General features: G+C 70.7%; 26 protein-coding genes. 8 read left to right on the top strand and 18 right to left on the bottom strand.

Annotation, left to right across the window (positions count from 1 at the left end; translation table 11 throughout):
* Positions 1-33: 33 nt before the first annotated feature.
* The 7 genes from P2T62_RS17075 to P2T62_RS17105 form a co-directional block, all read right to left on the bottom strand.
* Complete coding sequence (locus tag P2T62_RS17075) at positions 34-432, bottom strand: DUF8055 family protein (RefSeq protein WP_276258221.1); 399 nt, start codon at positions 430-432, stop codon at positions 34-36.
* A 33-nt stretch (positions 433-465) separates the two neighbouring features.
* A complete protein-coding gene (locus P2T62_RS17080; RefSeq protein ID WP_276258222.1) occupies positions 466-2,148 on the bottom strand; it encodes an FAD-dependent monooxygenase in 1,683 nt (560 codons plus the stop codon).
* Positions 2,141-3,817 (bottom strand): electron transfer flavoprotein subunit alpha/FixB family protein, encoded by a 1,677-nt coding sequence (locus P2T62_RS17085; RefSeq protein WP_276258223.1) that lies wholly within the window; start codon positions 3,815-3,817, stop codon positions 2,141-2,143. Before P2T62_RS17085 ends, P2T62_RS17080 begins: the two co-directional genes overlap by 8 nt.
* Before the next feature lie 2 nt (positions 3,818-3,819).
* The gene (locus tag P2T62_RS17090) at positions 3,820-4,692 is read right to left on the bottom strand and encodes an electron transfer flavoprotein subunit beta/FixA family protein (RefSeq protein ID WP_276258224.1); all 873 of its coding nucleotides are present in this window, start codon (positions 4,690-4,692) and stop codon (positions 3,820-3,822) included.
* 361 nt (positions 4,693-5,053) lie between these two features.
* A complete protein-coding gene (locus tag P2T62_RS17095; RefSeq protein ID WP_276258225.1) occupies positions 5,054-5,383 on the bottom strand; it encodes a 4Fe-4S dicluster domain-containing protein in 330 nt (109 codons plus the stop codon).
* 65 nt (positions 5,384-5,448) lie between these two features.
* Positions 5,449-5,610, bottom strand: a complete 162-nt coding sequence (locus P2T62_RS17100; RefSeq protein WP_276258226.1) for a DUF8014 family protein — start codon at positions 5,608-5,610, stop codon at positions 5,449-5,451.
* 47 nt (positions 5,611-5,657) lie between these two features.
* Positions 5,658-6,116 (bottom strand): type IV pilin N-terminal domain-containing protein, encoded by a 459-nt coding sequence (locus tag P2T62_RS17105; RefSeq protein WP_276258227.1) that lies wholly within the window; start codon positions 6,114-6,116, stop codon positions 5,658-5,660.
* A 170-nt stretch (positions 6,117-6,286) separates the two neighbouring features.
* On the opposite strand from P2T62_RS17105, the gene P2T62_RS17110 reads away from it, so the two are divergent.
* From P2T62_RS17110 to P2T62_RS17120, 3 genes are all read left to right on the top strand, one after another.
* Positions 6,287-6,481, top strand: coding sequence for a hypothetical protein (locus P2T62_RS17110; RefSeq protein ID WP_276258228.1), 195 nt, complete (start codon positions 6,287-6,289; stop codon positions 6,479-6,481).
* 61 nt (positions 6,482-6,542) lie between these two features.
* Positions 6,543-7,502: an ADP-ribosylglycohydrolase family protein gene (locus P2T62_RS17115; protein ID WP_276258229.1), complete on the top strand. Its 960-nt coding sequence runs from the start codon at positions 6,543-6,545 to the stop codon at positions 7,500-7,502.
* Between the two features lie 64 nt (positions 7,503-7,566).
* The gene (locus tag P2T62_RS17120; protein ID WP_276258230.1) at positions 7,567-8,019 is read left to right on the top strand and encodes an acyl-CoA thioesterase; all 453 of its coding nucleotides are present in this window, start codon (positions 7,567-7,569) and stop codon (positions 8,017-8,019) included.
* A 24-nt stretch (positions 8,020-8,043) separates the two neighbouring features.
* Here the strand turns inward: P2T62_RS17120 and P2T62_RS17125 are convergent, their stop codons facing one another.
* The 4 genes from P2T62_RS17125 to P2T62_RS17140 all read right to left on the bottom strand — a co-directional run bounded on the left by P2T62_RS17125 (position 8,044) and on the right by P2T62_RS17140 (position 10,698).
* Entirely contained in the window at positions 8,044-8,274 is a 231-nt protein-coding gene (locus P2T62_RS17125; protein WP_276258231.1) for a hypothetical protein, read from the bottom strand.
* A 53-nt stretch (positions 8,275-8,327) separates the two neighbouring features.
* A complete protein-coding gene (locus tag P2T62_RS17130; RefSeq protein ID WP_276258232.1) occupies positions 8,328-9,401 on the bottom strand; it encodes a S66 family peptidase in 1,074 nt (357 codons plus the stop codon).
* A 60-nt stretch (positions 9,402-9,461) separates the two neighbouring features.
* Positions 9,462-9,731, bottom strand: coding sequence for a DUF7543 family protein (locus P2T62_RS17135; protein WP_276258233.1), 270 nt, complete (start codon positions 9,729-9,731; stop codon positions 9,462-9,464).
* 163 nt (positions 9,732-9,894) lie between these two features.
* Positions 9,895-10,698 (bottom strand): YkgJ family cysteine cluster protein, encoded by an 804-nt coding sequence (locus P2T62_RS17140; protein WP_276258234.1) that lies wholly within the window; start codon positions 10,696-10,698, stop codon positions 9,895-9,897.
* 125 nt (positions 10,699-10,823) lie between these two features.
* Here P2T62_RS17140 and P2T62_RS17145 point away from each other — a divergent pair, with 125 nt between their 5' ends.
* Complete coding sequence (locus P2T62_RS17145) at positions 10,824-11,285, top strand: NOB1 family endonuclease (protein WP_276258235.1); 462 nt, start codon at positions 10,824-10,826, stop codon at positions 11,283-11,285.
* A gap of 57 nt (positions 11,286-11,342) precedes the next feature.
* Here P2T62_RS17145 and P2T62_RS17150 read toward each other — a convergent pair whose 3' ends face one another.
* The 4 genes from P2T62_RS17150 to P2T62_RS17165 all read right to left on the bottom strand — a co-directional run bounded on the left by P2T62_RS17150 (position 11,343) and on the right by P2T62_RS17165 (position 16,219).
* Entirely contained in the window at positions 11,343-12,461 is a 1,119-nt protein-coding gene (locus P2T62_RS17150) for a sensor histidine kinase (RefSeq protein ID WP_276258236.1), read from the bottom strand.
* 274 nt (positions 12,462-12,735) lie between these two features.
* Positions 12,736-13,488 (bottom strand): CPBP family intramembrane glutamic endopeptidase, encoded by a 753-nt coding sequence (locus tag P2T62_RS17155; protein ID WP_276258237.1) that lies wholly within the window; start codon positions 13,486-13,488, stop codon positions 12,736-12,738.
* A gap of 106 nt (positions 13,489-13,594) precedes the next feature.
* Positions 13,595-14,905: a glucose-6-phosphate isomerase gene (locus tag P2T62_RS17160; protein ID WP_276258238.1), complete on the bottom strand. Its 1,311-nt coding sequence runs from the start codon at positions 14,903-14,905 to the stop codon at positions 13,595-13,597.
* Between the two features lie 81 nt (positions 14,906-14,986).
* Complete coding sequence (locus P2T62_RS17165) at positions 14,987-16,219, bottom strand: hypothetical protein (protein ID WP_276258239.1); 1,233 nt, start codon at positions 16,217-16,219, stop codon at positions 14,987-14,989.
* A 305-nt stretch (positions 16,220-16,524) separates the two neighbouring features.
* Between P2T62_RS17165 and P2T62_RS17170 the strand changes: the two genes are divergently transcribed.
* Positions 16,525-17,667: a mechanosensitive ion channel family protein gene (locus P2T62_RS17170; protein WP_276258240.1), complete on the top strand. Its 1,143-nt coding sequence runs from the start codon at positions 16,525-16,527 to the stop codon at positions 17,665-17,667.
* A 62-nt stretch (positions 17,668-17,729) separates the two neighbouring features.
* On the opposite strand, the gene P2T62_RS17175 is transcribed toward P2T62_RS17170, so the two are convergent.
* Together P2T62_RS17175 and P2T62_RS17180 are read right to left on the bottom strand one after the other, a co-directional pair.
* Positions 17,730-18,191 (bottom strand): 30S ribosomal protein S19e, encoded by a 462-nt coding sequence (locus P2T62_RS17175; RefSeq protein ID WP_276258241.1) that lies wholly within the window; start codon positions 18,189-18,191, stop codon positions 17,730-17,732.
* 106 nt (positions 18,192-18,297) lie between these two features.
* Positions 18,298-19,380 (bottom strand): lysylphosphatidylglycerol synthase transmembrane domain-containing protein, encoded by a 1,083-nt coding sequence (locus P2T62_RS17180; protein ID WP_276258242.1) that lies wholly within the window; start codon positions 19,378-19,380, stop codon positions 18,298-18,300.
* A 120-nt stretch (positions 19,381-19,500) separates the two neighbouring features.
* Here P2T62_RS17180 and P2T62_RS17185 point away from each other — a divergent pair, with 120 nt between their 5' ends.
* Positions 19,501-20,328 (top strand): SDR family oxidoreductase, encoded by an 828-nt coding sequence (locus P2T62_RS17185; RefSeq protein WP_276258243.1) that lies wholly within the window; start codon positions 19,501-19,503, stop codon positions 20,326-20,328.
* A 190-nt stretch (positions 20,329-20,518) separates the two neighbouring features.
* Positions 20,519-22,489 (top strand): hybrid sensor histidine kinase/response regulator, encoded by a 1,971-nt coding sequence (locus P2T62_RS17190; RefSeq protein ID WP_276258244.1) that lies wholly within the window; start codon positions 20,519-20,521, stop codon positions 22,487-22,489.
* 191 nt (positions 22,490-22,680) lie between these two features.
* Here the strand turns inward: P2T62_RS17190 and P2T62_RS17195 are convergent, their stop codons facing one another.
* Positions 22,681-24,123: an aryl-sulfate sulfotransferase gene (locus P2T62_RS17195; RefSeq protein WP_276258245.1), complete on the bottom strand. Its 1,443-nt coding sequence runs from the start codon at positions 24,121-24,123 to the stop codon at positions 22,681-22,683.
* Between the two features lie 168 nt (positions 24,124-24,291).
* On the opposite strand from P2T62_RS17195, the gene P2T62_RS17200 reads away from it, so the two are divergent.
* Positions 24,292-24,924 (top strand): NUDIX hydrolase, encoded by a 633-nt coding sequence (locus tag P2T62_RS17200; protein ID WP_276258246.1) that lies wholly within the window; start codon positions 24,292-24,294, stop codon positions 24,922-24,924.
* Positions 24,925-24,963 lie beyond the last annotated feature (39 nt).

Consider the following 24,963-nt stretch of genomic DNA (forward strand, 5'->3'; position numbering starts at 1 on the left):
CTCGTGTTCGACGGAATCGCCGCCAGACGGTCGCTACCCGGTCGGGTCGGCGTCCGGCCGTGCCTCCCGGTCGGGCACCTTCGTCAGCACCTCGGCCGTGTGGCGGACGTTCTCGGTGCGGACGAGAATCTCCGCGGCCTCACGGACCGTGAACTCGGCGTCGATGTCGGTGCCGTGGCACGAGGCGTACAGCTCCAGCCAGTCGTTCATCGCACCCTCGAGCGCCGCGAACGCGTCGCGTTCGAACCGGACCTGCTCGCCGCCACCGGTCCGGGCCTCGAGGTACAGCGCGATGGCGGGGCCAGCACCCTCCCGCAGGTAGTGGAGCGCACGCTCCTCGTCCGGCGGGTCGGTCGGCGGGTCGAACGCCGCCCGGTCGCGCTCGGCGCGCCGGGCGAGGTCCGCGATGCGGTCGTAGTAGGGGTCGGTCATGCGGTGGATGGGTGGTCGTCGGCCGGACGGCGGTCAGCCCTGCTTGAACTCGACGCCCTTCCCGCCGGCCGGGTGCTCCCAGTCGGTGTCGGCGACGATGGCGCAGGTCCCGCACTCGACACACGGCTGCGTGTCGAGGCTGACGACGCGCTCCTCGTGGCCGTTCGTCTTGACCGTCTCCTCCCGGTAGCAGCCGCCGCCGAAGTCGCGGGCGCTCACCGGACAGGCCGACACCGCGGCGCCGCTGGCCGCCCAGGAGTTGTCCTTCACCTGGATGTGGGGCTCCCCGACGTCGTAGGTCAGGTCGCCGATGCGGTCGTCCAGCTCCGGCGGCTCGACGTGGCTGGTGGCGTGGACCTCGCCGCCGAGCTCCTCCGCGATGACCGTCGGCACCGTCACGTACGGTACCTTCGTGTCGGGCATCAGCTTGAGGATGGTCGGGTTGGAGAACATCCGCTCGAGCCCCGAGGTGCCCAGCGCGCGGATGCCGAGGCGGCCGACGGGTGACTCGACGAGCGATTCGGCCAGCCGGGTCGCCGTCTCGTTCTCCGCCAGCGGCGCGATGGTCTCGTAGGCCTCGGGCCGGAGCTTCTGCATCGTGCCCGACTCCTCCAGCTTCTCCGTGTACCGCTCGCCGGCGTCGTGTGGTCGACCCGCACGCTTCGCGTCGACGAACGCCTCGGCCGCGAGCGCGCCCGCCGTCACGGCGTGGTTCATCCCCTTGATGACGGGGCCCTGCGCCTGCATCTGGCCGCCGGCGTCGCCGACGAGGACGAGCCGGTCGCGATGGGGCGACTTGTGGGCCACCTTCTTCGAGTCGGGGACGAGTTTGGCGGAGTACTCCACCTCGTCGTAGTCGTCGCCGAGCCAGTCCGCCAGCAGCGGGTGCGTGAGCAACGCGTCCAGGAGCTGGTGGGGCTCGGCCTCCTCTGCGACGAGGCTGTCGAGGTGGAACACCGTCCCGATGGAGAGGGTGTCCTGGTTGGTGTAGAGGAACCCGCCGCCACGGACGTTCTCGAAGATGTTCCCCGAGAACAGATGCGCGACCCCCTCGCCCTCGCCGATACCGAACCGGTCGGCGATGGCATCCGAGGGCATGTCGACGACGGCCTTGACGCCCTGGAACCACTCGTCGGGTTCGTCCCAGTCCATGAGGCCGGCGTCGCGGGCGAGTTCGGAGTTGACGCCGTCGGCCGCGACGATGAGGTCGGCCGTGATGGGCTCGATCTCGTCGCAGGTGACGCCGACGATCTCGCCGCCGTCACGGAGCAGGCCGTTGACCCGGACGTCCGTGAGGACGCCGCCGCCGGCCTCGCGGGTCTTCTCGTGGACCCGCCGCTCGAGCCACGAGTCCATCGTCCGCCTGAGGACGGCGTCGGACCACTCCGTGTCGTGCTCGTGGAGGTCCGTGATGTCCAGCGACTTGACCTTCTCCCCGGCGATGTTGTGGATGTGGTACTCCGTGATGGGCCGCTCGGCGGCCTCCTCGCGGAAGTCGGGGAACAGGTCGTCGATGGTGTAGGGCGCGGACTCCTCGGCGTAGATGAGGCCGCCGGAGACGTTCTTCGCGCCGGCCTCGACGCCGCGCTCGAGGACGAGCGTCTCCACGCCCTCCTCGGCGAGTTTGGCCGCGGCGGCCGCGCCGCCCGGCCCACAGCCGACCACGAGCGCCTCGTAGTGCTCGTACTCGTCGGTGTCGACGGCGCTCTCAGTCATCGGTCGCACCTCCGGCCTCGGCGACGGCACCGATGTCCAGTTCGCCCGATTCCAGCGCCTCCGTCATAGCGGGCAGGACCTCGAAGAGGTCGCCCTGGATGAAGTAGTCCGAGAAGTCCACGATGTCGGCCTCCGGGTCCGTGTTGATGCTGATGATGGTGTCCGACTCGTCCATGCCGACCTTGTGCTGGACGGCGCCGGAGATGCCGACGGCGATGTAGATGGGCGGCTCGACCACCTGCCCGGACTCGCCGATCTGGCGTTCCTCCGTGATGTACTGCTCGACGTGGCCCTCGAACTGGTAGGAGGCCGTGATGACCCCCCGCGACAGCCCGAGGTCGGCGTCCTCGAACGCGTCGGCCAGGTCGAGGCCGAGTTCGATGCCCTTGCTCGGGTCGTCACCGATGCCACGCCCCATCGCGACGATGACCTCGCGGCCGGTGAGGTCGACACCCTCATCGAGCTGGTCGTGGTCGGTCACCTCGACCGAGAACCAGTCGTCCTCGAGCGGCGCCTCCCACTCGACCACCTCGCCCTCGCGCTCGGGGTCGGGGTCGGGCAGGTCGAACGAGCCCGGGATGACGGAGCCACCCTGCGGGTGGAACTCGCGGTCCGGTTTGTCCAGACAGAGGATGGTCGAGTACTCGAAGCCCGAGAAGTCCGGGCGCTTCATGTGCAGCACGCGCTCGAACTCCTTCTTCGTCCCCGGCTCACCCGTCTTCGCGGGGTTCGAGATGAGTACGTCCGTGATGTGGAGGTCCGAACAGTCCGAGGCGAGCCCGGAGTCGAGTTCGGCCTGCACGGTCGCCGAGAGGTCGCGCCCGTTGTTCGTCGCCGGGAAGAGGACGTAGCGCGGCTCGTCGTAGCCGTGCCACTCCACGTCGGGGCGGTCCTCGCGACCGAACGGGTGGCCGGTGCCGCGCGCGGCGTCGACGAAGATCTCGGTGTAGGGCTTGTGGAGGAAGCGGTCGAGCCGCGGGCCCTCCTGGTACAGCGCCACGTCGGCGCCGTACTCGATGGCGAGTTCGGCCTGTTCGGCGATATCCTCGCCGATGACGAACGCGATGACCTTCTCGTCGGCGTCGTACTCGTCGTTGTAGTCGTCCATGAGCTGCCGGGCCTTCCCCAGCATCTCCTTCGAGACGTCGATGAGTTCGCCCTGCTGGGTCTCGCAGTAGACCCACATATCCCGATAGTCGCCGTCCTCGACCGCGCGGACGTGGCGCTTGTCCGCGGTCGGGTGGTCGAGGTCGGGGTGGCGCTCCTCGGGCGTCTTCGGCTCCTCCTCGGCCTCGCCCTCGTCGGCATCCTCGTCCTCCGTCACCGAGTCGAGGCGGTTCTGGATCTGTGTCTTGACGCCGCCGCGGTCCTCACCTGCCTCCTCCTTCTCGAGCAGCTCGCGCAGTTCGTCGGGGTCGTCGATGCCGCGGATGGCGTTGGCCGCCTCCGCGGTGGACATATCCGTCAGGTCGACGAGTCCCTCGTCGTCGTCCTCGTCCTCCGCCTCGAGTTTCTCGATGCGGCTCTCGATGACCTGCTTGACCGGCGGTCGGTCCTCCCCGGCCTCCTCGGCCTCGAGGATTTCGCGCAGTTCGTCGGGGTCGTCGATGGCCTGGACCTTCGGGCCGATCTCGGAGATGTCGTGGTCGCCGGGGTCGAATTCAGGCATGGTCAATCACCCGCCGCCTCGCTGGCCCCGGCGGCGTGGGGCTGCAGTTCCTCGAGGACCGATTCCATCCCCTCGGCGTCGTCGGCGTCGACCATCGTGGCCTCGCGCTCCGCGGGCGGCTTCGGGATCGGGTCGACGGACTCGACGATGGTCGGCGAGCCGTCCAGCCCGATGAAGTCCGGGTCGAGGTTCAGCGCCTGGTGGTCCCAGACGGTGAGGTGGTCCTCGTAGTCGGGCGCCCGCTCCTGCGTGTCCGCGCGGAGGTCCTTGTGGGTGAGCCGCGCACCCGCTGTGCGGTAGGAGGGCTCGAACTCGGGGTCCATCACGATGAGCGCCGGCATCGGCGCCTCGACGGTCTCGATCTCCTCGATGTCGCCCTCGACCAGCCGCTTGGCGCGGACGGTCCCGGCCTCCTCGTCGACGTCGAGCGCGACGACGTGGGTGACCATCGGGATGTCCAGTCCCCACGCGGTCTGTGGGCCGGTGTGGCCGGTCTCCCCGTCGGCGGTCTTGAAGCCCGCGAACAGCAGGTCCGGCTCCTGCTCCAGCTTCTCCAGCCCCGTCGTCAGGGTGATGGCCGTCGCCCACGTGTCGGCCGCGGCCATCTCGCGGTCGCTCAGCAGATAGAGTTCGTCGGCGTACACGGACTCCATCGCCTCCTGCAGGACCTCCTTGTAGCCCGGCGGGCCCATGCTCATCACGCTCACGTCCCCGCCGTGGCGCACCTTCGTCTGGAGCGCCCCCCGGAGGGCGTGCTTGTCGTTCGGATTCATCACCGTCGGGGTCTTCCCGCGCTCCAGGTGGCCGTCCTCGTCGAACGAGACCTGGCCCTCCCGGAAGTCGGGAACCCCTTTGGTCAGAACTACCATGTGCATCGGTCTCAAATCACCTTCGACGTGAGCCACCCGCGGAGCACTAATAGCTCTTTATCATGTCAAAATATTAACTATACGCGAATTTCGCTGGACGGCGGCAGTGTCGGTCAGCGGTTCGATGCGCCCGAATTGACGGGCAAGAAGCGATGGTGGCGGCAGAGCTATCCGGATATTTTCATGTCCTCGTTCCGCCGCCGTCCGGTGGTTCTTGCCGGAACGAGTCCACGTCCACACACCACACCGGGCCGTAATCGTTGTGGGTGCCAGCGGTGGCCCCTCGTCGGAGGGGATGTCGCACGCCGCGCACGCTGCGCTCGCCGCGCACGCTGCGGTCAGAGGAAGAGCGAGAGGAGAGGGCCGACTAGCTCCGTCCCTCGCGGCTGGGGTCGACGTCGATGGCGTCGACGGGGCAGACGTCGACGCAGATCATGCAGTCGATGCAGGAGGCCTCCTCAGCGGGGTCGGCCTTGATCTCGCTCTCCGGATGTCCCGGTGTGTCGACCCACTCGAACACGTCGACCGGGCAGTCCTCGAGACAGGCACCGTCGGCGAGGCAGATGTCGAAGTCGACCGCGACGTGGGTCCCGTGGATGCCCAGCGTCTCGGGCTCGTCCACCGGACCCCATACGTCGTGCCCGTTGTGTTCCTCGACGACTTCGCGTGTGTCCTCGAACTGCGGATCGATGGCCATTGTCGGTTGGTAGCATACCGGGCGACGACTTAAATCTGTACCCGAAACGGCCGGCCGGGCGCCGGTCAGGGCCACTCGTCCTCGGCCCCCTCGATGGGTTCGGCGACGACCCCGTCCTGCGTGGCCAGTCCGCGGGCGTGGGCCGTGCAGACCTCGCGGTCGGCGTCCCAGGGGATGCGCAGGCGCACCGCCGCCTCGCGGTCGCAGTCCGGCTCCTCGCAGGTCACAGCGGGGATTGGCGGGCGGGCGTTAGAACCGTTTCGGCGGGGCGGCGTCAGGCGTCGGGACCGCCCCAGATTGTGAGCGTGGCCGAGTCGTCGTCCTTGGACCAGAGGATGCGGATTTTGTCATCAGGGTCCAGTCCCACCTCGGCTGTGTTCCCCGCGGTGATATCGGTCACGTCAGGGTCTGCACAGTCGTTCCAGGTAGGGGCGTTACCCCCGCCGTCGCTAATCGTTACCTGGTCGGCAGGAATCTCGTCACCACTAGTGTGTGAAATCTCGACCCAATTCGACCCACCATCATCTACAAGATCAGAACAGACCGGCGAGCCGGAAGTCTTGTACTCGAAGTTGAAACTCGCGGACGGCGACGTGTTCGACACCCCGTCCCCGAGTCCCAGCACGAACGTTCCGATGACGGCCGCCAGGATGACCGTGATCGCGACCATCAGGATGACCCCGATGACCGGTGATACTGCCTCGTCGTCGGCGAACACTGACGTGAGCTGCATATCGATGACCCCGTCGTCCGGCCCCGGGAGCCGGTGCCCCCCACAGAGCGACCGAACCGACGTACGCCGGGGTAGTAACTACCCGCTAATAAACTGTCCCACCAGTGAGGAACGGCCCGGCGGCCGTCCGGGGGCAAGATACAGGCCCCGTGGGCCCCTACCGGACGGTGATGGAACAGTGTGACCGGTGCGGCGAGTCGGTTGCCTCGGGTGGTGAGTGGATCGAAGTGAACCACCACCACGCCCACATGACGTTCGGTTGCACCTTCTGTGGCACCGACTGCGCGGCCGCCTACCTCCAGGACGGGCTGGAAGAGGGGATCGAGGACCGGGTGGACCCGGAGAGCGACGGCCTCGGCGTCTGAGCCGCGTGGCGGACTGAGGCGCCCCCTGTTGTTTTTGCGGTGACGACCCCACGTCCTGGGCATGAGCGACGCCGACCCGGACGACGCGACGACCGACCGCGCCGCGGGAGCCCTGCTGGGCCTGGCATGCGGGGACGCGCTGGGCCGCCCCGTCGAGTTCGAGACGCCGGCCAGCATCCAGGCCGAGCACGGCCGCGTGACCGAGATGCTCGGCCACGGCACCCACGGCCAGCCCGCCGGGACCGTGACCGACGACACGGAGATGGCGCTGTGCATCGCGCGGAGCCTCGTCGCCCGCGACGGGTTCGACCCCGACGACGTGGCCGAGCGGTTCGTCGCCTGGCTCGACGCCGGCCCGTTCGACGTGGGCCTGATGACCCGGGACGCCATCGACGAACTCCGGGACGGGACACCACCCGGCGAGGCCGGACAGGCGGTCTGGGAGCGGCGGTCGGAGGGAAGCAACGCCGGGAACGGGAGTCTGATGCGCTGTGCGCCACACGCGCTGGCGTACCACCTCGACGGGCGCCTCGTCGAGGTGAGCCGCGAGTCCTCGGCGATCACGCACGCCGACCCGCGCTGTGCGTGGGGCTGTGCGGCACTGAACATCGTGCTCTCGGGGCTGGTAGCCGGCGACGACCCGGCGCTGGCGGCCAACGGCGTGGTGCTCTCCATCAACGAGGGGGACGCGGTCCGCGAGGTCGTCGCCGGAATCAAGCGCGCGGTCGAGGGCGACGGCGGCCCCGACCCCGAGGACCTCTCGGCGTCGGGCTACGTCCTCGACACGCTGGAGACGGGGCTCTACCACGGTCTCACCGCCCCCGATGCCGAGACGGCCATCGTCCGGGCGGTCAACATGGGCGACGACGCCGACACCGTCGGTGCCGTGACGGGGGCCGTCGCGGGCGCCCGTTTCGGCGCGAGCGCGCTCCCCGAGCGGTGGCTGGAGGCCATCGACGAGGCCGACGAGTTGCGGTCGCTGGCGGGCGAGCTGCTGGCCCTGGAGCCGGCCCGGCCCTGAGTCTCCGCACGACACGGCGGGTCGACACCGAAACCGACGTCCCGGCGCGTGGCCCAGCCCCGGTATGAGCCTCGATTCGACCCTCGAGGGGACGCCCGCGGTCCCCGACGAGTTCGCCTACACGACGACGCTGCCCGTCCGCTACCGGGACACGGACACGATGGGCCACGTCAACAACGCGGTGTACGTGACCTACTTCGAGCAGGCGCGCATCGGCTACTTCGACGCCGTGCTGGACATCCCACTGGAGGAGCGCGAGATGGTGCTCGCCAACCTGGAGATGGACTACCGGCGCTCGGTCACCACCGACGACGAGTACGTCACCGTCGCGGTCCGCACGCCCTCCCTGGGCACGCGGAGCTTCCCCACCGTCTGCGAGATGTACACGCCGGACGGCGACCTCGCGGCCGAGGGGTCGAGCACGCTCGTCGTCGTCGACGAGGACGGCACCCGGCCCATCCCCGAGGCGTGGCGCGAGGCGCTTGTGGAGTTCGAGCCGGCGCTGGACGCCGAGTGAGCCATCGGCCGGGGTCGCGGTCGGTCAGTGCTCGTCGGGGGCCAACCGGTCCGCCTCCTCTTTCACACCGACGAGACTCCGGAGCCCGCTCCCGAGGAGATAGAGCCCGGCGCAGACGGCGAGCGGGAGGGAGACGAACGTCGCGATGGTCTCCCGGGTCGGCTGGAGCGTGAACAGCTGCGCGGAGATGACCCCGAGCTGGAGGACGAGTACCGCACCGACGCGTCGGACCGTCCGCTGGAGGGCGTTGCTCATCGGCGATGCCTCCGCGACGGACCGACAAAAGCCCTGGAGGTTCGGTCGGCGATTCAGCCCTCGAACGCCGGGAACGCCACCCGCTCGGCGCCGGGGTCGACCACGCACCGCCCACCGACGGGCACGGGCACGACGGGATGGGTGTGCCCCACGTCGAAGTTCCCGACGACCGGCGCGTCGGGGTTGTACTCCGCGACGAGTTCCGCGACGAGTTCGGCCTGGGTCTCGCGGTACTCGGCCCGTGCCTCGGGACCGGGGTCCTCGAACGGGTTGCGGGCCTTCGCCCGGCCGTGGATGACGGCGTCGACCGCGCCGAGGACGCCGCGCTCACCGAGACCGAGCAGCACGCGCTGTATCTCACCCTCCCCTGGGAGCTCCTCGGAGGTCTCCAGCAGGAGGACCGCGCCGTCCAGCGCCTCGAGGGGCGGCATCGTCCGGTCGGCCGCGAGGACCGTGTCGACCACCTCGAGACAGCCGCCCCAGACGCGGCCGTCGGCGGGTTCGTCGCCGCCGCGCCACGTCCAACCCGGGTTGGGCTCGCGCTCCAGCGGTTCGGCCAGGGCGTCGGGGTCGTTCCAGTCGCGGTCGTGGTCGGAGAACTCCTCGCTCGACCCCACCACGCCGAGGTGCTCGTCGAACAGCGCTCGCCGGACGTGCTCGGCCGTGTACTCGAAGACCCCGCCCGCCGCCGCGAGGTCGGTCATCACCGTGCCGCCGTAGTAGGAGACGATGCCCGCGCGCCACAGCAGACTGTGGAGGTGGGTGTTGTCGCTCGTCCCGAGGAAGCGCGTCGGGTGCTCGCGCAGCACGTCGGCGTCGAGGTGCTTCAGCACGCGGACCTGGTCGTTCCCGCCGATGGTGGCGAGGACGGCACCGATGTCCGGGTCGCGGAACGCGGCCTCGATGTCGCGAGCCCGGGCCTCCGGGTGGTCGTAGAGCCAGTCGTCGTCCTTCCGGGTGGTCGGGTACTCGACGGGCTGGAGGTCGAACCGCTCGCGGAGCGTCTCCAGCCCACGGTCGAGGACGTGGGGATACCGCGAGGCGGCGCCCGACGCCGGGGCGACGACGGCGACCCTGTCGCCCGAGTCGGCCGGCGGCGGGACGATGATGTCGCTCATGGCGGCCATGCCAGGGCCTGGCAGCCGGCCCGACATAGGCATTCGGGAGGCATGAGGACGGTCCGCACGTCAGGAGCCGGGGTCGTCCGCTCCGGTCCCGCCCCTGTCGTTCTCCGCTCGCCACGTCGCCGCCAGTTCCAGCGCCCGCTCGCGGTCGTCGAGGGTCTCGCGGTGGTAGTGCTGGCCCTCGGGCGCCTGTGCCAGCCGGTCGAGGGTGACCGCCCAGGCGCCGGTCGCGGTCCTGCGCAGGACCACCCGGGCGTAGCGGTCCCCGCGCTCCCACTCCACCCGGCTCGAATCCGCCGAATCGGGGTCGCCCTCGACGACGTACCAGTCCATATGGGGCCCCTCCACGTGCGGCGTCAAAGCTCCCGGGGACCGTGCTCACCCACGCCGGAGGTCGTCGGGGACCGGCGACGGCATCATCCAGACACCCTGATCATCGGCAGGGATCCACCAGAGCGCGCGGGACAGGAGTTCACGAGAGATTCCACGCCCCCAGTCACTCCACCCCGTCGAGCGGCGTGCCGTCCGGTCGCTTCGCGCCCTCGGAGTCGTGGACGACCACACCGTCGGCGTCGGTGGGTTCGTACCTGTCCCGGACGGCGATGGCCTCCTCCAGTTCCCGGACGGCGCGTTCCTTCAGCGCGGCCGCCAGGTCCTCGGCGTCCGCGTGGGAGATGTCCCGCCCCAGCCCCTCGCACTCGTGGGCCCGCACCGCGCCCTCGCGATCGACCGCCGCGCCCATCGGCTGGGCGAGTTCGGCACCGCCCTCCTCGGCGTCGTCGCCGCTCCCGTCGAGGACGACACTGAACGGATAGGTCCGGCAGATGAGCGGGCGGGAGCCGTGGACGCTGCACGCGCCCGTCCCGTCGGGACCCTCCCGGTAGAAGGTGCAGTCGCCACACGAGTCGGTCGCGAGCGCCCACTCGAACGTCTCGCCCTCGGGGCCGTCCGGTCCCTCGCGGAGTCCGTACGGCATCGGCCGGGCCACGTCGCGCCAGTCGTACTCGCGCTCGAACTCGTCGCTCGCGGCCGTGGCGGCCTGTAGCTCGCGGACCTCGTCCGGAAAGACGGTCGCGGTGTGGGGCTCCGGCGCCCCGTCCGCACCGTCGCCGCCGGTCACGCCCTCGCGACCGTCGCCACCGTCCGCGCTCTCGCTGCCGTCGTCCGCGTCCCCGCAGGTCTCGGCCTTGCAGCAGGCCCCACAGCGGGTGCACTCGAAGCCGATGGCCTCGATGGCGTCGGCCAGGTCGGCGGTCTCCAGGTCGCGCGCGGCGGCGAGATCGGCCTCGAGTGACTGCACGAGTGAGGCTGGGGCCCCGAACGGCAAAAGCGGCGTGTCCGGGGGGCGCCGGCCCGGGTCCTGGGCGGGGCCGCCCGCGACCCGGACCCGACACGCTGAAACTGTCGCGGTCCAAGCGGTGGGTAGTGCGAGTCCTCGACGCCTCCGCCTTCATCGGCGATTACCACACCGACGACGACACCGCGACCATCCCGCTGGTCCGCGAGGAACTCGAGGACGACGCCTCCGGCTATCGTTTCGATGCGCTGGAGGGCGGCGGGATGCGCATCCACGTGCCCGACGGCGAGACCGTCGAGCGGGTCGAGCGCGCCGCGAAGACCACCGGCGACGCGACCGAGCTCTCCCGGACGGACCTCCGGCTGCTGGCCGCCGCGCTCGAACTCGACGCCATCCTCGTCACCGACGACTACGCGATGCAGAACACGGCCGACCAGCTGGAGGTCCGCATCGAGTCCATCGCCCAGGACGGCATCGACGAGCGCCGGGACTGGACGTACCAGTGCCAGGGCTGTGGCCGCGAGTACGACGACCACCGCGAGCGCTGCGAGATCTGCGGGAGCGACCTCTCGCGGAAGAACCCGTCCTGAGCGGCGGGGCCATCGGGCCTCGGGCGGCGGGCCCGGGGGCCGCCCGACCGCCGGGCCTCACTCGGCCGCCCGGAGCGTGAGGTCGAACTGCGCGCCGCCGCTGGGCGACTCGCCGACCTCGACGGAGCCGCCGTACACCTCCGTCAGGCGGGAGACGAGGTAGAGCCCGAGACCGTCACCGGTGCTCGCGGGGCCCTTCTCGCCGAGTTCGAAGCAGGTCTCCCGGACCGCCTCGGGGATGCCCGTCCCGTTGTCGCTCACCGTGACGTCGACCAAGTCCTCGCGCCGCTTCGCGCCGACGTGGATGCGCAGGCCCTCCGGGTCGTTGTGCGCCACCGCGTTCGACAGGAGGTTGAGGAACAGCTGGTGGAGCAGGCCGTCGGCCACCACCTGGAGATCCTCGGGGACATCGGTCTCGATGGTGACGTCGGAGTGCTCGTCCCGGATGCTGGCCGCCTCCTGCTCGACGATGGTGGCGAGGTCGATGGGACGGAGCTCCCGGTCCGACCCGAGCGTCTCGATGAGCGTCGACGTGTCCTCGAGCAGCCGGAGGATGCCCTCGCTTCGCTGCTCGATGACCGAGAGGGACGACTCGCCGTCCTCGCTGAGTTCCTCCTCCGCCAGGAAGCCCGCGTGGGCGTTGACCGCCTGCATGTCGTTGCGGATGTCGTGACGGAGCAGCCGCGTCAGCAGTTCGAGCGTCTCGCGCTGCTCCTCGGTCCGCTCCGCGAGGATCTCGTTCCGGGTTGCACGCCCCCGGTTCACGCCGATGACGGCACCGAACGCGCCGCCGATGCTGCCGTAGACGACGATGTTGCTCACCAGCTCCCGGGTCATCGTCGCCGAGAGGACGGCATCCAGCTCCGACCAGACCGCGAGCCAGAAGAAGAACAGGAACGCCGAGAAACACCAGAGGATGACCTCGCGACGCTCCTCCGCCACGAGTTCGCTCCGCTCGATGTGGATGCCCAGCAGGAGGATGACCGTCCCGAACAGCACGTGCATCACGAGCTCGTACAGGGCCTCGGGGACGGTCTCGACCGCCGGGAGGATGGACTGTGACCAGAGGGTGACCCCGCTCAACACGAAGACGAGTCCCAGCGTCGCGACCAGCTCCGACCCGTCGAGCGGGAGCCGGTCGAACGAGTCGGTGCCGGGCGTCGAGAACGTGCTCATCTCTGCACTCCAGTCGGTCGGGGCGGACCGAGCACGCGGCCACCCGTCTTCACCACGATTCCACCACTGTACCGGTCCCGGCCCGCATCCGTCGACGAGACCCACGCCCCACCACCGGAAGCCCCCCCTGGCCGCCCCTGGATTCCCGTCATACTGATACGGGGACGATGCTGCCGGCAGGCATAAAGGCTGTTAATTGGTACCAAACGCCATTATTAATTTAGCCATATCGTCATCGACTGAAACCGGATGGAACCGAACAGTGAACGGACTCTCAGACGCCACCGCTGACCTGCACGTACAGTAGCGAGAACAAGATGGCGTTGTAGACGCCGTGGATGAGTGCGGGGACCACGAGGTTGTCCGTCCGTTCGTAGACGAACCCGAGGATGCAGCCCAGCACGAACGTAACCGCGATGTAGACCAGCACGCCGGTCCCGGAGCCCGAGAGCGCGAAGACGTGGGCGACGCCGAACAGGGCCGAGGCGATGATGATCGCCGGGATGGGGGCGTACGCCCGCCGGAGCACGCCCTGGATGGCGCCCCGGAACAGGAGTTCCTCGCTCGGGCCGACCACGAGGATGGCAAGCGGGATGAGGTAGAGCACGAGCTGTGGGTTCTGCCGGCCCTGCTCGACGATGGCGTTCTCCGCGGTGTCGACGCCGAGCTGGGCGACGACGAGGGCGATGGTGATGTAGCCGACGAACAGCGCCACCAGGCCGGCGACCGCCCAGCCGAAATCCCGGAGCGTCGGCAGCCGGTACTTCAGGAGGTCGAACCGCTTCGTGAGCGCCATGTAGACCGCGACCGCGATGCCGAACCCGAGTCCCTGGAGGACGATGCTCAGCCCGACGACGAGGACGGGCTGTTGCCGCACGGGGATGCCGGCGGCGGCGAGTGCCTGCACGCCGGCGAACAGCACCACCAGCGCCGTGACGAAGCCGGCCACGGTGAGGCCGATACCGGTGCCGACGCTCCGGAGGCGCTCCTCCGGACTGGCACCGCTCAGTCCGCTCAGTTCGTCCATGGGTCGTGTTCGGGCCGCCGCCGAATACCTCTTTCTCACTCGGGGGGCGCCCGGGAGCGGCCGCCTCCGGACGGTCCGGCGCGGCACTCCCCGACGGCGACGCGGATCACTCCCCGCCGACGACGCGCGTGGTCTTCTCAGCGACCGCGTCGGCCTCCGCGAACTCGCCCCCGCCGAGCAGCCCGCGGGCCGCGCGCTTGCCCCACTCGACCGCGGGCTGGGTGAACGTCTCCACGCCCATGAGTTCACCCGCGAGGACGCAAGCGGCCTCGATGTCGAACAGGAGCCGGCCGATGCCCGCGGCGTCGACACGTGGGAGTTCGACCCGGACGTTGGGCTGGTCGGCCGCCGCCAGCGACGCCTCCGTCGCCTCGAACTCGGCGTCGAGCAGCTCGCCCAGCGTCGCGTCCCCGAGGTAGGACATCCCCTCGACGTCCGTGGCCGGGATGTCCACGTCGTCGCGCTCGCGCGGCCGGACCAGCGTGACGAGCTTGTCGTGGCGGCCGCTCCGGTAGAGCTGGAGCTGGGAGTGCTGGTCGGTCGCGCCGAGCGCCCGCGCCGGCGTCTGGCCGAGGCCGTCCTTGCCGAGCGACTCGGCCCACAGCTGTGCGAACCACTCCGCGAACGACTCCAGCGATTCGGCGTACGGCAGCATCGCGTTCACCGTCGCGCCGCGTTGCTCCAGGGCGTACGCGACCGCGCCGTAGGTGTAGCCCGGGTAGTCGAACAACGAGCCGCCGTCGAGCAGCGCCTCGCGGCCCGCTGTGCCGCCGTCGAGGACGCTCCCGATGTCGCCGCCGAGGATGGCGGCCGGAACGAGGCCGACCGCCGAGAGCGCGGAGAACCGGCCCGGAACGCCGTCGGGCACGTCGAGCGCGGGGAGACCCTCCGCTTCGGCAGCCTCGCGCAGTGGCCCGGACTCCCCCGTGGTCACGACCGTCCGGTCGGTCCAGTCGACGCCCGCCTCGTCCAGCGCCTCCCGGACGACGAGGAAGTTCGCGAGCGTCTCGGCGGTCGTGCCCGAGCGCGAGACGACGTTGACGGCGGTGCGCTCCAGCGGGAGCGAGTCGAGCAGGCGGCGCGTCTCCTCGGGGTCGACGTTGTCGAGCGTGTGGTGGCGGTCGGCGAGCCCGAGCGCCGCCGAGACGGTCACGGCACCGAGCGCCGACCCGCCGATGCCGACCGTGAGGACGTGGTCGGCGTCGATGTCCGCGACGGCCGACTCGATGGCGGCGGCGTCGGTCCGTTCGGGCAGGTTCAGGCTGGCGTAGCCGAACTCGCCCTCGGCCATCCCGGTCGTGATGGTGTCGTGTGCGCGGGCGACGCGCTCGTCGAGGCGTTCGAGCGCGCCCTCGCTCACGCCCGGCGTCGCCTCGGCGTCGAGCGCGTTCCCGAAGTCCACCGTGAGGTCGGTCATGTGCGGGGCGTCGGGCCGGGTGTCAAAACGGGTTCGGGTTGGCGGCGGGTCGGCCGGCGACTGGTGGCTGCGAGCGACGCCTCACTTCTTCCCGCCGACCTCGCGGATGATGCGCCGGTCGTGGAACAGCGGCGCGTCCATCGACACGGTGAGCAGGCCCCCCCAGGCGTGGTCGGTGCCGCTCCCGTCGCTCCGGCGCGCGTCCATCGCCGCGTCGAGCGCGGCCGCCCTGGTGGGGGTGCAGCGCGACTTCGGGCAGGACTCCTCGCCATCGGCGTTTCGGGAGGCGTGGACCTGTCCCATCTGGGAGGTGTACGTCCGCACCTCCGTCCGCCCGGAAGCGGTCAGGACGGTCGCGGCGTTCTCGTACAGCCGCGCGTCGTCGACGACCCAGCCCGCGACGAACAGGTGGTCGCCCTCGTGGATCAGGTGCTGGGTCCACACCAGCACCGGGAGCTTCACGCCACCGTCCAGCGTGGCGACGGCACGGCCAGCGACGGGCTCGTTCTGGGCGGGCGCGCCCGTCCCGCCGCGGCGGTGAGGCTCCGACCAGCTGTCCTCGAACTCTACGCTGTCCGTGTCCCCCGGGGAGCTCAGGTAGAGGATCGGGCTGGCCTTGTCGCAGCACCGGCGCACCTGGGTCGGGGCCGTCAGCCCCCGGAGCACCGTCTCGTCGCCCGTGGGCGAGCCCCTGCGGGCCCCGCTGACCATGTTCTCGGCCCACTCGACCGCGTCGGTGGTGGCCGACGGGTCCTCGACGCCCGGCAGGTCCACGACGGGCGCCGAGACGACGAACACCTCGCCCACGACGACCCCGTCGCCCTCGTCGCCGGGGTCGAGGTACTCGAACGCGCGCTCGAGGTCGATGGTCCTGTCGCTGCCGTCGCCCTCGTCGACGGCGACGCCGGCCTTGTTGCTCCGGACGTTGTTGTAGTTGGCCCGCTCGGTCCCGTCGTCCACGCCGTCCCCGTCGGAATCGGCGTCCCCGTCGTTCGACCGGACGCCCGAGCGGTTGCTCCGGGTGTTGTTGTAGTTGGCCGCGACCAGCTGGCTCCCGCCGAGCCAGCCACGCACCCGGAGGTCTCCGAGCGCCGGGTTGCCCGAGTCGATGACCTCCTCCAGTGACCGGACGAAGTGGGGTCGCACGCAGACGTCGGTGTCGTCGCAGTCCCCGCCCCCGAACTGGAGGATGGCGGGGACGGACTCCGTCCGGGCCACCGAGCTCCCGACCGCCCCGAGGCAACCGCTCAGCGCGACCAGCCCGCCAGTGGCGCCCGCGCCGGCACAGGCTCGCAGATAGCTACGTCGATTCATGCACGTCGGTAGCTCGCCGAGAACATAAACCTGCACAGCCAGATGACGATAAATGAGAGCTTAACGGGCGTGCATCGATAGTTCTCGACCGTTCACCGACGGTGTCTACGGCCGAGGCGGGCCGACCGGGACGGCTCGTGTCCTATGGAGCGCCCCCGTCGACCCGATTCGTGGGGTCGGCAGCCGGCGCCCAGCCTCCGGCCGTCCGTCGTGGACCTCGTGTGTTCCGTTTCGGGCTCGAGACCGCACGAACAGAGCGTTCACGGCCGCGAAGAGTTATCTCCCTCGGCCGCGAGTGGAATCTAATGACCCCCATCGCCGACTTCATGGCGTGGCTGGCGACGCTGCCCCGATGGCAGACGTTCGTCGTCATCGTCCTCGCCTCCGTGCTGGTCGCGCGCGCCGTCCAGGTGGGCGGCGACGCGGTCATCCGCGCGCTCACCACCCGTATCGAGGGCGAGGTCGACGACGTGGCCCTGCGAACCGTCCACCCCGCGCTGTACGTCAGCGCGCTGCTGGCCGGCGCCTACTTCGCCCGGGCGCCGCTGGCGCTCGATGCCGCGGTCGACGCCGACTTCGCCGCGGTCGTCGTCTCCGCACTCATCCTCGTCTGGATGGCCACGCTCGTCCGTCTCGGCCGCCGCGTCTCGAAGGCCATCACCGCCGCCGAGACGACCACGGCCGAGCGGTCCGTGGTCCCCGTCTTCCAGAACGTCTGGTCGGCGGCGATCATCGCGCTCTCCGCGTTCGCGCTGCTGCGTATCTGGAACTACGACGTGACGCCGCTGCTGGCCTCGGCGGGTATCCTCGGCATCATCCTCGGCTTCGCCGCCCGCGACACCATCGCGAACTTCTTCGGGAGCATCGCGCTCTACTTCGACGGGACGTACAAGGTCGGCGACTACATCGTCACGGAGGACGGCGACCGCGGCCGCGTCGAGGACGTCTCGATCCGCTCGACGACCATCCGGACCCGCGACGACGTGCTCGTGACGCTCCCGAACAGCTCGCTCAACGCCGCGCGGGTCATCAACGAGTCCGGGCCGAAACGGGAACGGCGCATCCGCATCCCGGTCGGGGTGGCCTACGACTCGGACCTGGACCACGTCGAGGAGACGCTGCTCGCGGTGGCGGCCGCCGAGTCGCTGGTGCTCGAGCGCCCCTCGCCGCGGGTCCGGTTCCGCGAGTTCGGCGACAGCGCCATCGATACCGAACTCCTGGTGTGGGTGGCCGACCCGGTCCTCCGGGGCCGTGCGACCCACCTGCTGGTGAAGGCGGTCCACGCGGCGCTCCGGGAGGCCGACATCGTCATCCCGTTCCCGCAGCGCGAGGTCCGCATCGTGGGCGAGCGCCCCGTCCTCGCACCCGGCGGGGACGACGCCGCGCCGACCGTCGGCGCGGACGGCGGTACCGAGGCCACCGGGCGTGATGTGACGGGAGCCGACTGACTGCGGACCGGAGGGGGACGAGCGCGGCCGCTACCCGGTCATCGAGAACGAAGAGAGGGAGTCTACGCGTAGCGCTCGAGCTCCGGCCGGTCGAGGTCCTCGAGGAGGTCGGTCGCGACCTCGTCGAGGAAGGCGCGCCCGTCGCCGGTGACGGCGCGGCCGGCGCTGCCCTCCTGCTGGATGTACCCGGCGTCCTCGAGCTGCTGGAGGATGGTGCGGATGATCTTGCCCGAGGACTCGGTCTTCTGGTCCGGGCGGACGCGGTAGCGCGTCGAGCCCTGCTTCGAGTCGCCGTACGCCGTGCGGAGGCGCTGGACGCCGACCGGGCCGTCGACCGCGACCTTCCGGAAGACAGACGCCGCGCGGTGCTGCCAGAAGTCCTCCTGTTCGGGCGGGAGCTCGCGACCGACGCCGGTCTTCGCGACCGTCGCCCAGTCGGGCTCGTCGAACGTCTCGTCGTCGGCCAGCCGCTCCGCGAGGGCCTCGATGAACTCCTCGGTGGGTACGTCGTAGAGTGTCGCCATTACCGACCTCTTCCCGACGCCTCGGTTTAGTCTTGACGTTATCCGGCCCGCCGTGGGCCCGGTCGACGGCCCTGACGGCGGCGCACGCGCCCTGCCGGTCCCGGTATCAGGGGTCGCGCTCCTCCTCGTCCGTCGGGATCCCCCCGTCCCCGGCCGCCCCCTCCGCCCGTCGGGTGAGGAAGCCGTCGGCGCCGAGGGCGGTCGCGGTCCCGCCGCCCAGCAGGAGCGGGAGGAAGTAGGTCCCCATCCGGTGGACGAGGACGCCCGCGGCCGCGGCGCCCGCCGGCGTCCCGAGGGCCACCAGCAGCGCGATGAGGACCGCCTCCACGCCGCCCAGCCCCCCGGGAAGCGGCGTGATGCCGGCGATGGCGCCGACCGGGATGACCACCAGGACGACCTCGGGGTCGACGGGCGCGCCGATGGCCTGCATCGCGAGGTACAGCGAGAGGCCCTGGCAGAGCCAGCCCAGCGTCGAGAAGCCCAGCGCGAGCGCCAGCCGCTTGCGGTCGCTCGCGACGCGCTCGATGGCGTGGAAGAACCCCTCGATGCGCTGCTCGATGACGGCCGGCTCGAGCGGCTGCTTCCCGGGGATGACGCGCCCGACACCCCGGATGAACGGCGTGAGCGCGCCGACGACCCGGCGCTCGACGGCGTAGCGGTTCTGCCAACCGTAGTAGCCCGCGACCGGGATGACCAGCGCCAGGCCGACGACCGCGGCCGTGGCGAACTGGAGCCGCCGTCCGAACGCGATCTCCGTCGAGAAGTACGCCAGCCCGAACGTCGCCAGCGTGATCGACGGGACGAAGTTCAGGGAGTCGACGCTGGCGATGGCCGCGAGCCCCGTCTCGTACTCCGTATCCGCGACCCGGGAGACGAATAGCGCGGCGATGGGTTCGCCGCCGGCCTGGCCGAACGGCGTGACGTTGTTGGCGAACGTCGCCGCCGTGAACACCAGCACCGCCACGGGCGCCCGGAGCGACGCCCCGAGGACCGTGAGGACGGTCCGGAGTGCCAGCCCCCAGGCGGTGAGCCAGGCCAGCGCCGCCGCCAGCACGCCGACGAGCAGCGCCGGCTCCGCGCGGACCAGGGCGTCGACGATCCGGCCGATCCCGACGAACGCGAGCAGCGCCCCGAGGACGACCAGCGCGCCCAGGAAGCCGACGACGGTCGCGCGGAGGTCGATCTCCATCACCGGACTCTCCACCCGCGCCACACGTCAATTCACCGAACCCCGTCTCGCGGGGGCTCCGAAAGCCGCGCCGCCCGTCGAACGACCACCGCTAAGTGGGACCCCGCCGACCCGCGGAGCATGGTCGACACGAAGACGGTCCTCATCACGGGCTGTTCCTCTGGCATCGGGCGGGCCACCGCCTACGCGTTCCTCGACGACGACTGGCAGGTGTACGCCACGGCGCGCAACACCGCCGACATCGAGAAACTGGGCGAGGAGGGCTGCGATATCAACACGCTCGACGTCACCGACCCGGAGGACGTCGAGCGCGTCGTCGAGCGCATCATCGAGCGCGACGGCCGCATCGACTGCCTCGTCAACAACGCCGGCTACGGCCAGCACGGGCCGCTGGAGGACGTAAGCGACGACCTCCTGCACCGACAGTTCGACGTGAACGTCTACGGCCCCCACCGCCTGGTCCGCGAGGTGCTGCCGCATATGCGCGAGCGCGAGGACGGCACCATCGTCAACGTCTCGTCGGTCGCGGGCCGGCTGGCCTCGCCCGGGATGGGCGCCTACTCCGCCTCGAAGTTCGCGCTCGAGGGCTACAGCGACGCGCTCCGCAACGAGGTCGCCCCCCACGGCATCGACGTGAGCGTCGTCCAGCCCGGCCCGGTCAAGACGAAGTTCCGCGAGCGCGTCGACGAGGAACTGGAGCGCTACGACCGCACCGACGCCTACGCGGACATCTACGAGTTCCAGGAGGACGCCTCCCTGTTCGGCGCGGACTCGCCGGTCGCCGTGCCGCCGAAGGACGTGGCCCGCGTCATCCTCGAGGCCGGCGTCTCGCCGGACCCCGACCCGCGCTACGTGGTCGGCGGCCTGGCCGACCTGATGCTGAAGCTGCGCTTCCTCCCCGACCGCGTTCGCGACCGGGTCTTCGGGCTGATCCGCAGGTTCACGTAGAACCAGCCGGGGGCGCCGTCCGCCACACCGTCGGCCGGACCGTGACGGCGACGGACACTCCGTGGGGAGCGCCGCACTCCCGCCCGGTGCCGGCACGGGTCCGAGCCCGGCACCGGCAGCGAGCGATGGTTTTCGGGTACTGAGGCCACCCGCGCAGTATTTAGTGTCGGGCGGCCGTAGCGTCCCACGAATGGGTGAGGGGGCCACGGGACGGGCGGCGGACGACACCGGGCGAGAGGGGCCGGTCCGCGTCCTCGTGGTCGACGACGAACCGGACGTCGCCGAACTGACGGCACAGTACCTCGAACGGGCTGCAGAGGACCTCTCGACCGCCGTCGAGTACGACGCCGAGGGAGGGCTCGAGCGCCTGGACCGCGAGTCGTTCGACTGCGTCGTCTCGGACTACCAGATGCCCGGGCGGAACGGCATCGAATTCCTGCAGGAGGTCCGGGCGACCCACCCGGACCTCCCCTTCATCCTGTTCACGGGGAAGGGGAGCGAGGAGCTGGCCAGCGAGGCCATCGGCGCCGGCGTCACCAACTACCTCCGGAAGGAGACCGGGACGGACCACTACGAGGTGCTCGCCCGGCAGGTGACCGACACCGTGGCCAGGCGCCAGGCCGAGGCGGAGGTCGCGGCGCTGAACCGCATCAACCGCACGCTCCGCGAGACGACCCAGGCCGCGGTCCGGGCGGACTCCCGGAAGGCGGTCGAGCAGGCTGTCTGCGACTGCCTGGCCGACTCCGACCCGTACCTGTTCGCCTGGGTCGGCCGCGTCGACGCGGACGACGAGGTCGTCCCGTCGACCTGGGCCGGTATCGAGCGCGGCTACCTCGACTCCATCACGGTCACGGCCGACCGGAGCGAGACGGGGCTCGGACCCGCGGGCCGGGCGGTCCGCACCCACGAGCCACAGGCGATGCAGAACGTCGACGAGGCGCCGGCGTTCGAGCCCTGGCGCGAGGCCGCCCGGGAGCGCGGCTACCGATCCTCGGCGTCTGTCCCACTCGTCTACGGGGATACCCGGTACGGCGTGCTGAACCTCTACGCCGGCCGTTCGGATGCGTTCGACGACCGCGAGCTGTCCGTGCTGGAAGAGCTGGGGACGACCATCGCACACGCCATCGACCGGGTCGAACTCACCGACCGCCTCCGTGCACAGTACCGCGACCTGTTCGAGGAGGCGCCCGTGATGGCCGTCCTGACCCGGAACGAGGAGGGGCGCCCGTTCGTCGATGACTGCAACCGGCGGTTCCTCGAGACGCTCGGCTACGACCGGGCGGCGGTCGTCGACCGGCCGCTCGACGAGTTCTACACGCCCGACTCCGTGCGGGCACTCCTCGACGAGGGCGGGTACGCCCGGGCGCTCAGCGACGAGTTCACGCGCGAGGAGCGGACGCTGCTGACCAGCGACGGCGAGCAGGTCGACACCCTGCTCCGGGCCGTCCCCCGCGAGGACGCCGACGGCGCGGTGGTCGGCTCGCTCGCGCTCTACGTCGATATCACCGACCGGAAGCAGCTCGAGCGCGAGAACGAGCGGCTCGATGCCTTCACCAGTATCGTCAGCCACGACCTCCGGAACCCGCTGAACGTCATCCAGGGAACGGTCGACCTCATCCAACGCGGCGGGACCGACGAGGACATCGAGCGCGTCGCCCGCGCGGCCGACCGGATGGAGCGGCTCATCGACGACCTCCTGGCGCTCGCCCGACAGGGCGAGGCCGTGGGCGAGACCCAGCCAGTCGACCTCGGCCGCATGGCCGAGCGGGCCTGGGGGAACGTCGAGACGCGGGACGCCACGCTCATGGTCGATTCGGGGCTGGCGACGGTCGAAGCCGACCCCGAACGCCTCGTCCAGCTACTGGAGAACCTCTACCGGAACAGTGTGGAACACGGCGGCCCCGGTGTGACGGTCACCGTCGAGCCGCTCGCGGATGCCGACGGCTTCGCCGTCGCCGACGATGGCCCCGGCATCCCACCGGCGGACCGCGAGACGGTCTTCGAGCAGGGTTACTCCTCGGACACGGAGGGGACCGGCTTCGGGCTCGCCATCGTCGAGACCATCGCCGAGGCCCACGGCTGGACGGTCACGCTCGTCGAGAGCGACGACGGGGGCGCACGGTTCGAGTTCCGGGGCGTCGAGCCAGCCAGCGCGACGTAACCCCGGAGCTGAATTCGCCGGCTTCCGGCGTCGGGAGCCGTCCTCGACCGGGGCAGGAGCGGATGAAGATCGCATCAGCACTCCGGCCGAAGGACCGACCGATCATCGGCTAACCGAGAGGTCCCGGAACCGGACACGGTCCTGAGGCGTCACTGCCCAGGTGGTGTGGGAAGGGAGCAGAGGTTCGCCGACTACACGCCTTCGCCGGAGCCACCAGCCCCACCGACCAGCCCGCGGATCGCCTCGACGATGCGCCGGCGCTGGTAGATGACCTCGCCGACGCCCCAGCCCAGCAGCAGGGGGATCGAGAGGAACACGCCCAGCAGCGCCCACGACGACATCCACACCGGGCGGAGGAACGGCGTGACGTGCTGGTAGCGGTCGGCGACCTCCTCGCCGAACGCGGCCAGCGGCGTCCCGTCCGTCGACCGGCGCAGCCAGTCCGGGAACGTCTCCTGGGAGGCCGGGCCCTCGCCCGCGCCGCCACGGACCTCGTGACTGCCGCCCGCATCCATCGCCGTCATCGACGGGCCGTTCGAGCCGGGAGCGCCCCGCTCTGCGTCGTAGGGCGCCCACGCGGCGTACACCTCCCAGACGACCTCGCCCTCGGGCGTGATCTCGACGGCCCGGTGGTTGAGCGAGTCCGTTACGAGCGTGTTGCCGTTGGGGAGGCGGTCGGCGTCACGGGGCCAGTTGAACCCGCCGACGCTCCAGACCTCCTGCCACCGGCCGTCCTCGTAGGTGAACTCGACGACGCGGTCGTTCTCGGAGTCCGCCACGAGGACCGTCGGGTCCCCCTGCTCGTCGACCCAGAAGTCGGGGTTGTGCTGCTCGAACAGCCGGGAGTGATTCCCGTCGCTACCGAGCTGGTACTCGATCTCGTCCGTCGACCGGTTCACGAGGATCACCTGGTCGAAGTTGCGCGGCGAGGCGAGGTAGCGCCCGTCGCCGACCTTGTCCACGTCGTTGACGTGCGTCCAGTCGGGGTTGAACCCGCCATCGGTCGAGTTGGGGTAGTGCTCGTTGAACGTCCAGTCCCAGACGACCGTGTCGTTGCCGCGGTCGTAGACGAGGATGCGGTCGTTCGAGACGCCGTCCTCGTACGCCCGCATGTTCGCGATGAGCAACTGGTCGCCGTTGATGAGGTCGGCGTCGTGGGTGTCGTGGAAGTCGAACTGCTCGTACCACACCACCTCGCTCGCGTCGGGGTCGTACCGGAAGACGACGGTCCCGTCCGGGTTGGTGGAGGTGACCAGCAGGTCGCCGTTCGGGAGCGGGTCCGTGTCGTAGAACCAGCGTGCCCGGAAGGGGAGGTCGTTGTCGACGCCGGAGACGAGGACGCGGGCGTCCGCGTCACCATCGGCGGCCACCACGCGGGCGGGTTTCTTCGCGTTGCCGACGCCCTTGAAGTGGAACCCCTGGATGGAGACGTAGGTGGTGTTCTCCGCGGGCGAGTCGACCGTCCCGGGGCCGAGGCGCGTGCCCTGGTCGGTGGCGGCCGAGACGACCGTCGGACTCAGCAGGAGGAGCAGGACGACGAGGAGGACGGCGCGGGCCCGCCAGGCCCGCGACTCCACGAGGCGACGCCGCGCACCCGCCAGCCGGGCACGCAGGCGTTCGGGGACCGATGCCATACCCGCGCTGGGGTGGCGACGTTTCTGTCTCTTGTGGTTCCGCGACCACCCTCTCGCCCGACACCCCGACAACCGGGCCATCGGGGGGCCGAAAGGGGGCCGTGAGAGCGACCGGCGCAGCCACCGGGGCGCCGGGGGCGTTAAGACGACCGGGGCGCTACCGGGTGTATGGACCTGTCGCGGGTCGCCCGGCACGACCCCGTTCCGGTGACCGACGAGGAGCGCGAGGCCGGCGTACTGGTGGCGGTCGTCGACCCCGGGAACGACGCGTGGCCCCACGACGGAGCCCCAGAGGACCCGCACGTGCTCTTCATCAAGCGCCAGGACGACCTCGGCGAGCACGCCGGCCAGATGAGCTTTCCGGGGGGTGGCCGCGAGGACGTCGACCCGGACCTCGAGGGGACCGCACTCCGCGAGGCCCGCGAGGAGGTCGGCGTCGAGCCGGCGAGCGCAGACGTGATCGGCCGCCTCGACGACATCCGCACCGTGACACGCTATGCCGTCCGGCCGTACGTCGCCCGGGTGCCTGACGCCGGGTACGAGCCACACGACACCCGCGAGGTCGCGGAGGTCGCCACGCTCGCGGTCGACGACCTCACGGACCGCTCGAACTACGACTCCGAGCGCCGCGACCACCCCCACTACGGCGACATCCGACTCCACTACTTCCGCGTCGACGGCTACGTCGTCTGGGGCGCCACCGCCCGGATGCTGGTGCAGTTCCTCGAACTCGCCGTGGGCTGGGAGATGCCGTCCGAACCGGACCGCGAGGTCGAGGCCGACGCCGAGTTCCCCGTCTGAGCGGCCGGTCCCCGCTTCCGACACGCCCTTACCCGCCCG

The organism is Haloglomus litoreum, assembly GCF_029338515.1.
Lineage (GTDB): Archaea > Halobacteriota > Halobacteria > Halobacteriales > Haloarculaceae > Haloglomus > Haloglomus litoreum.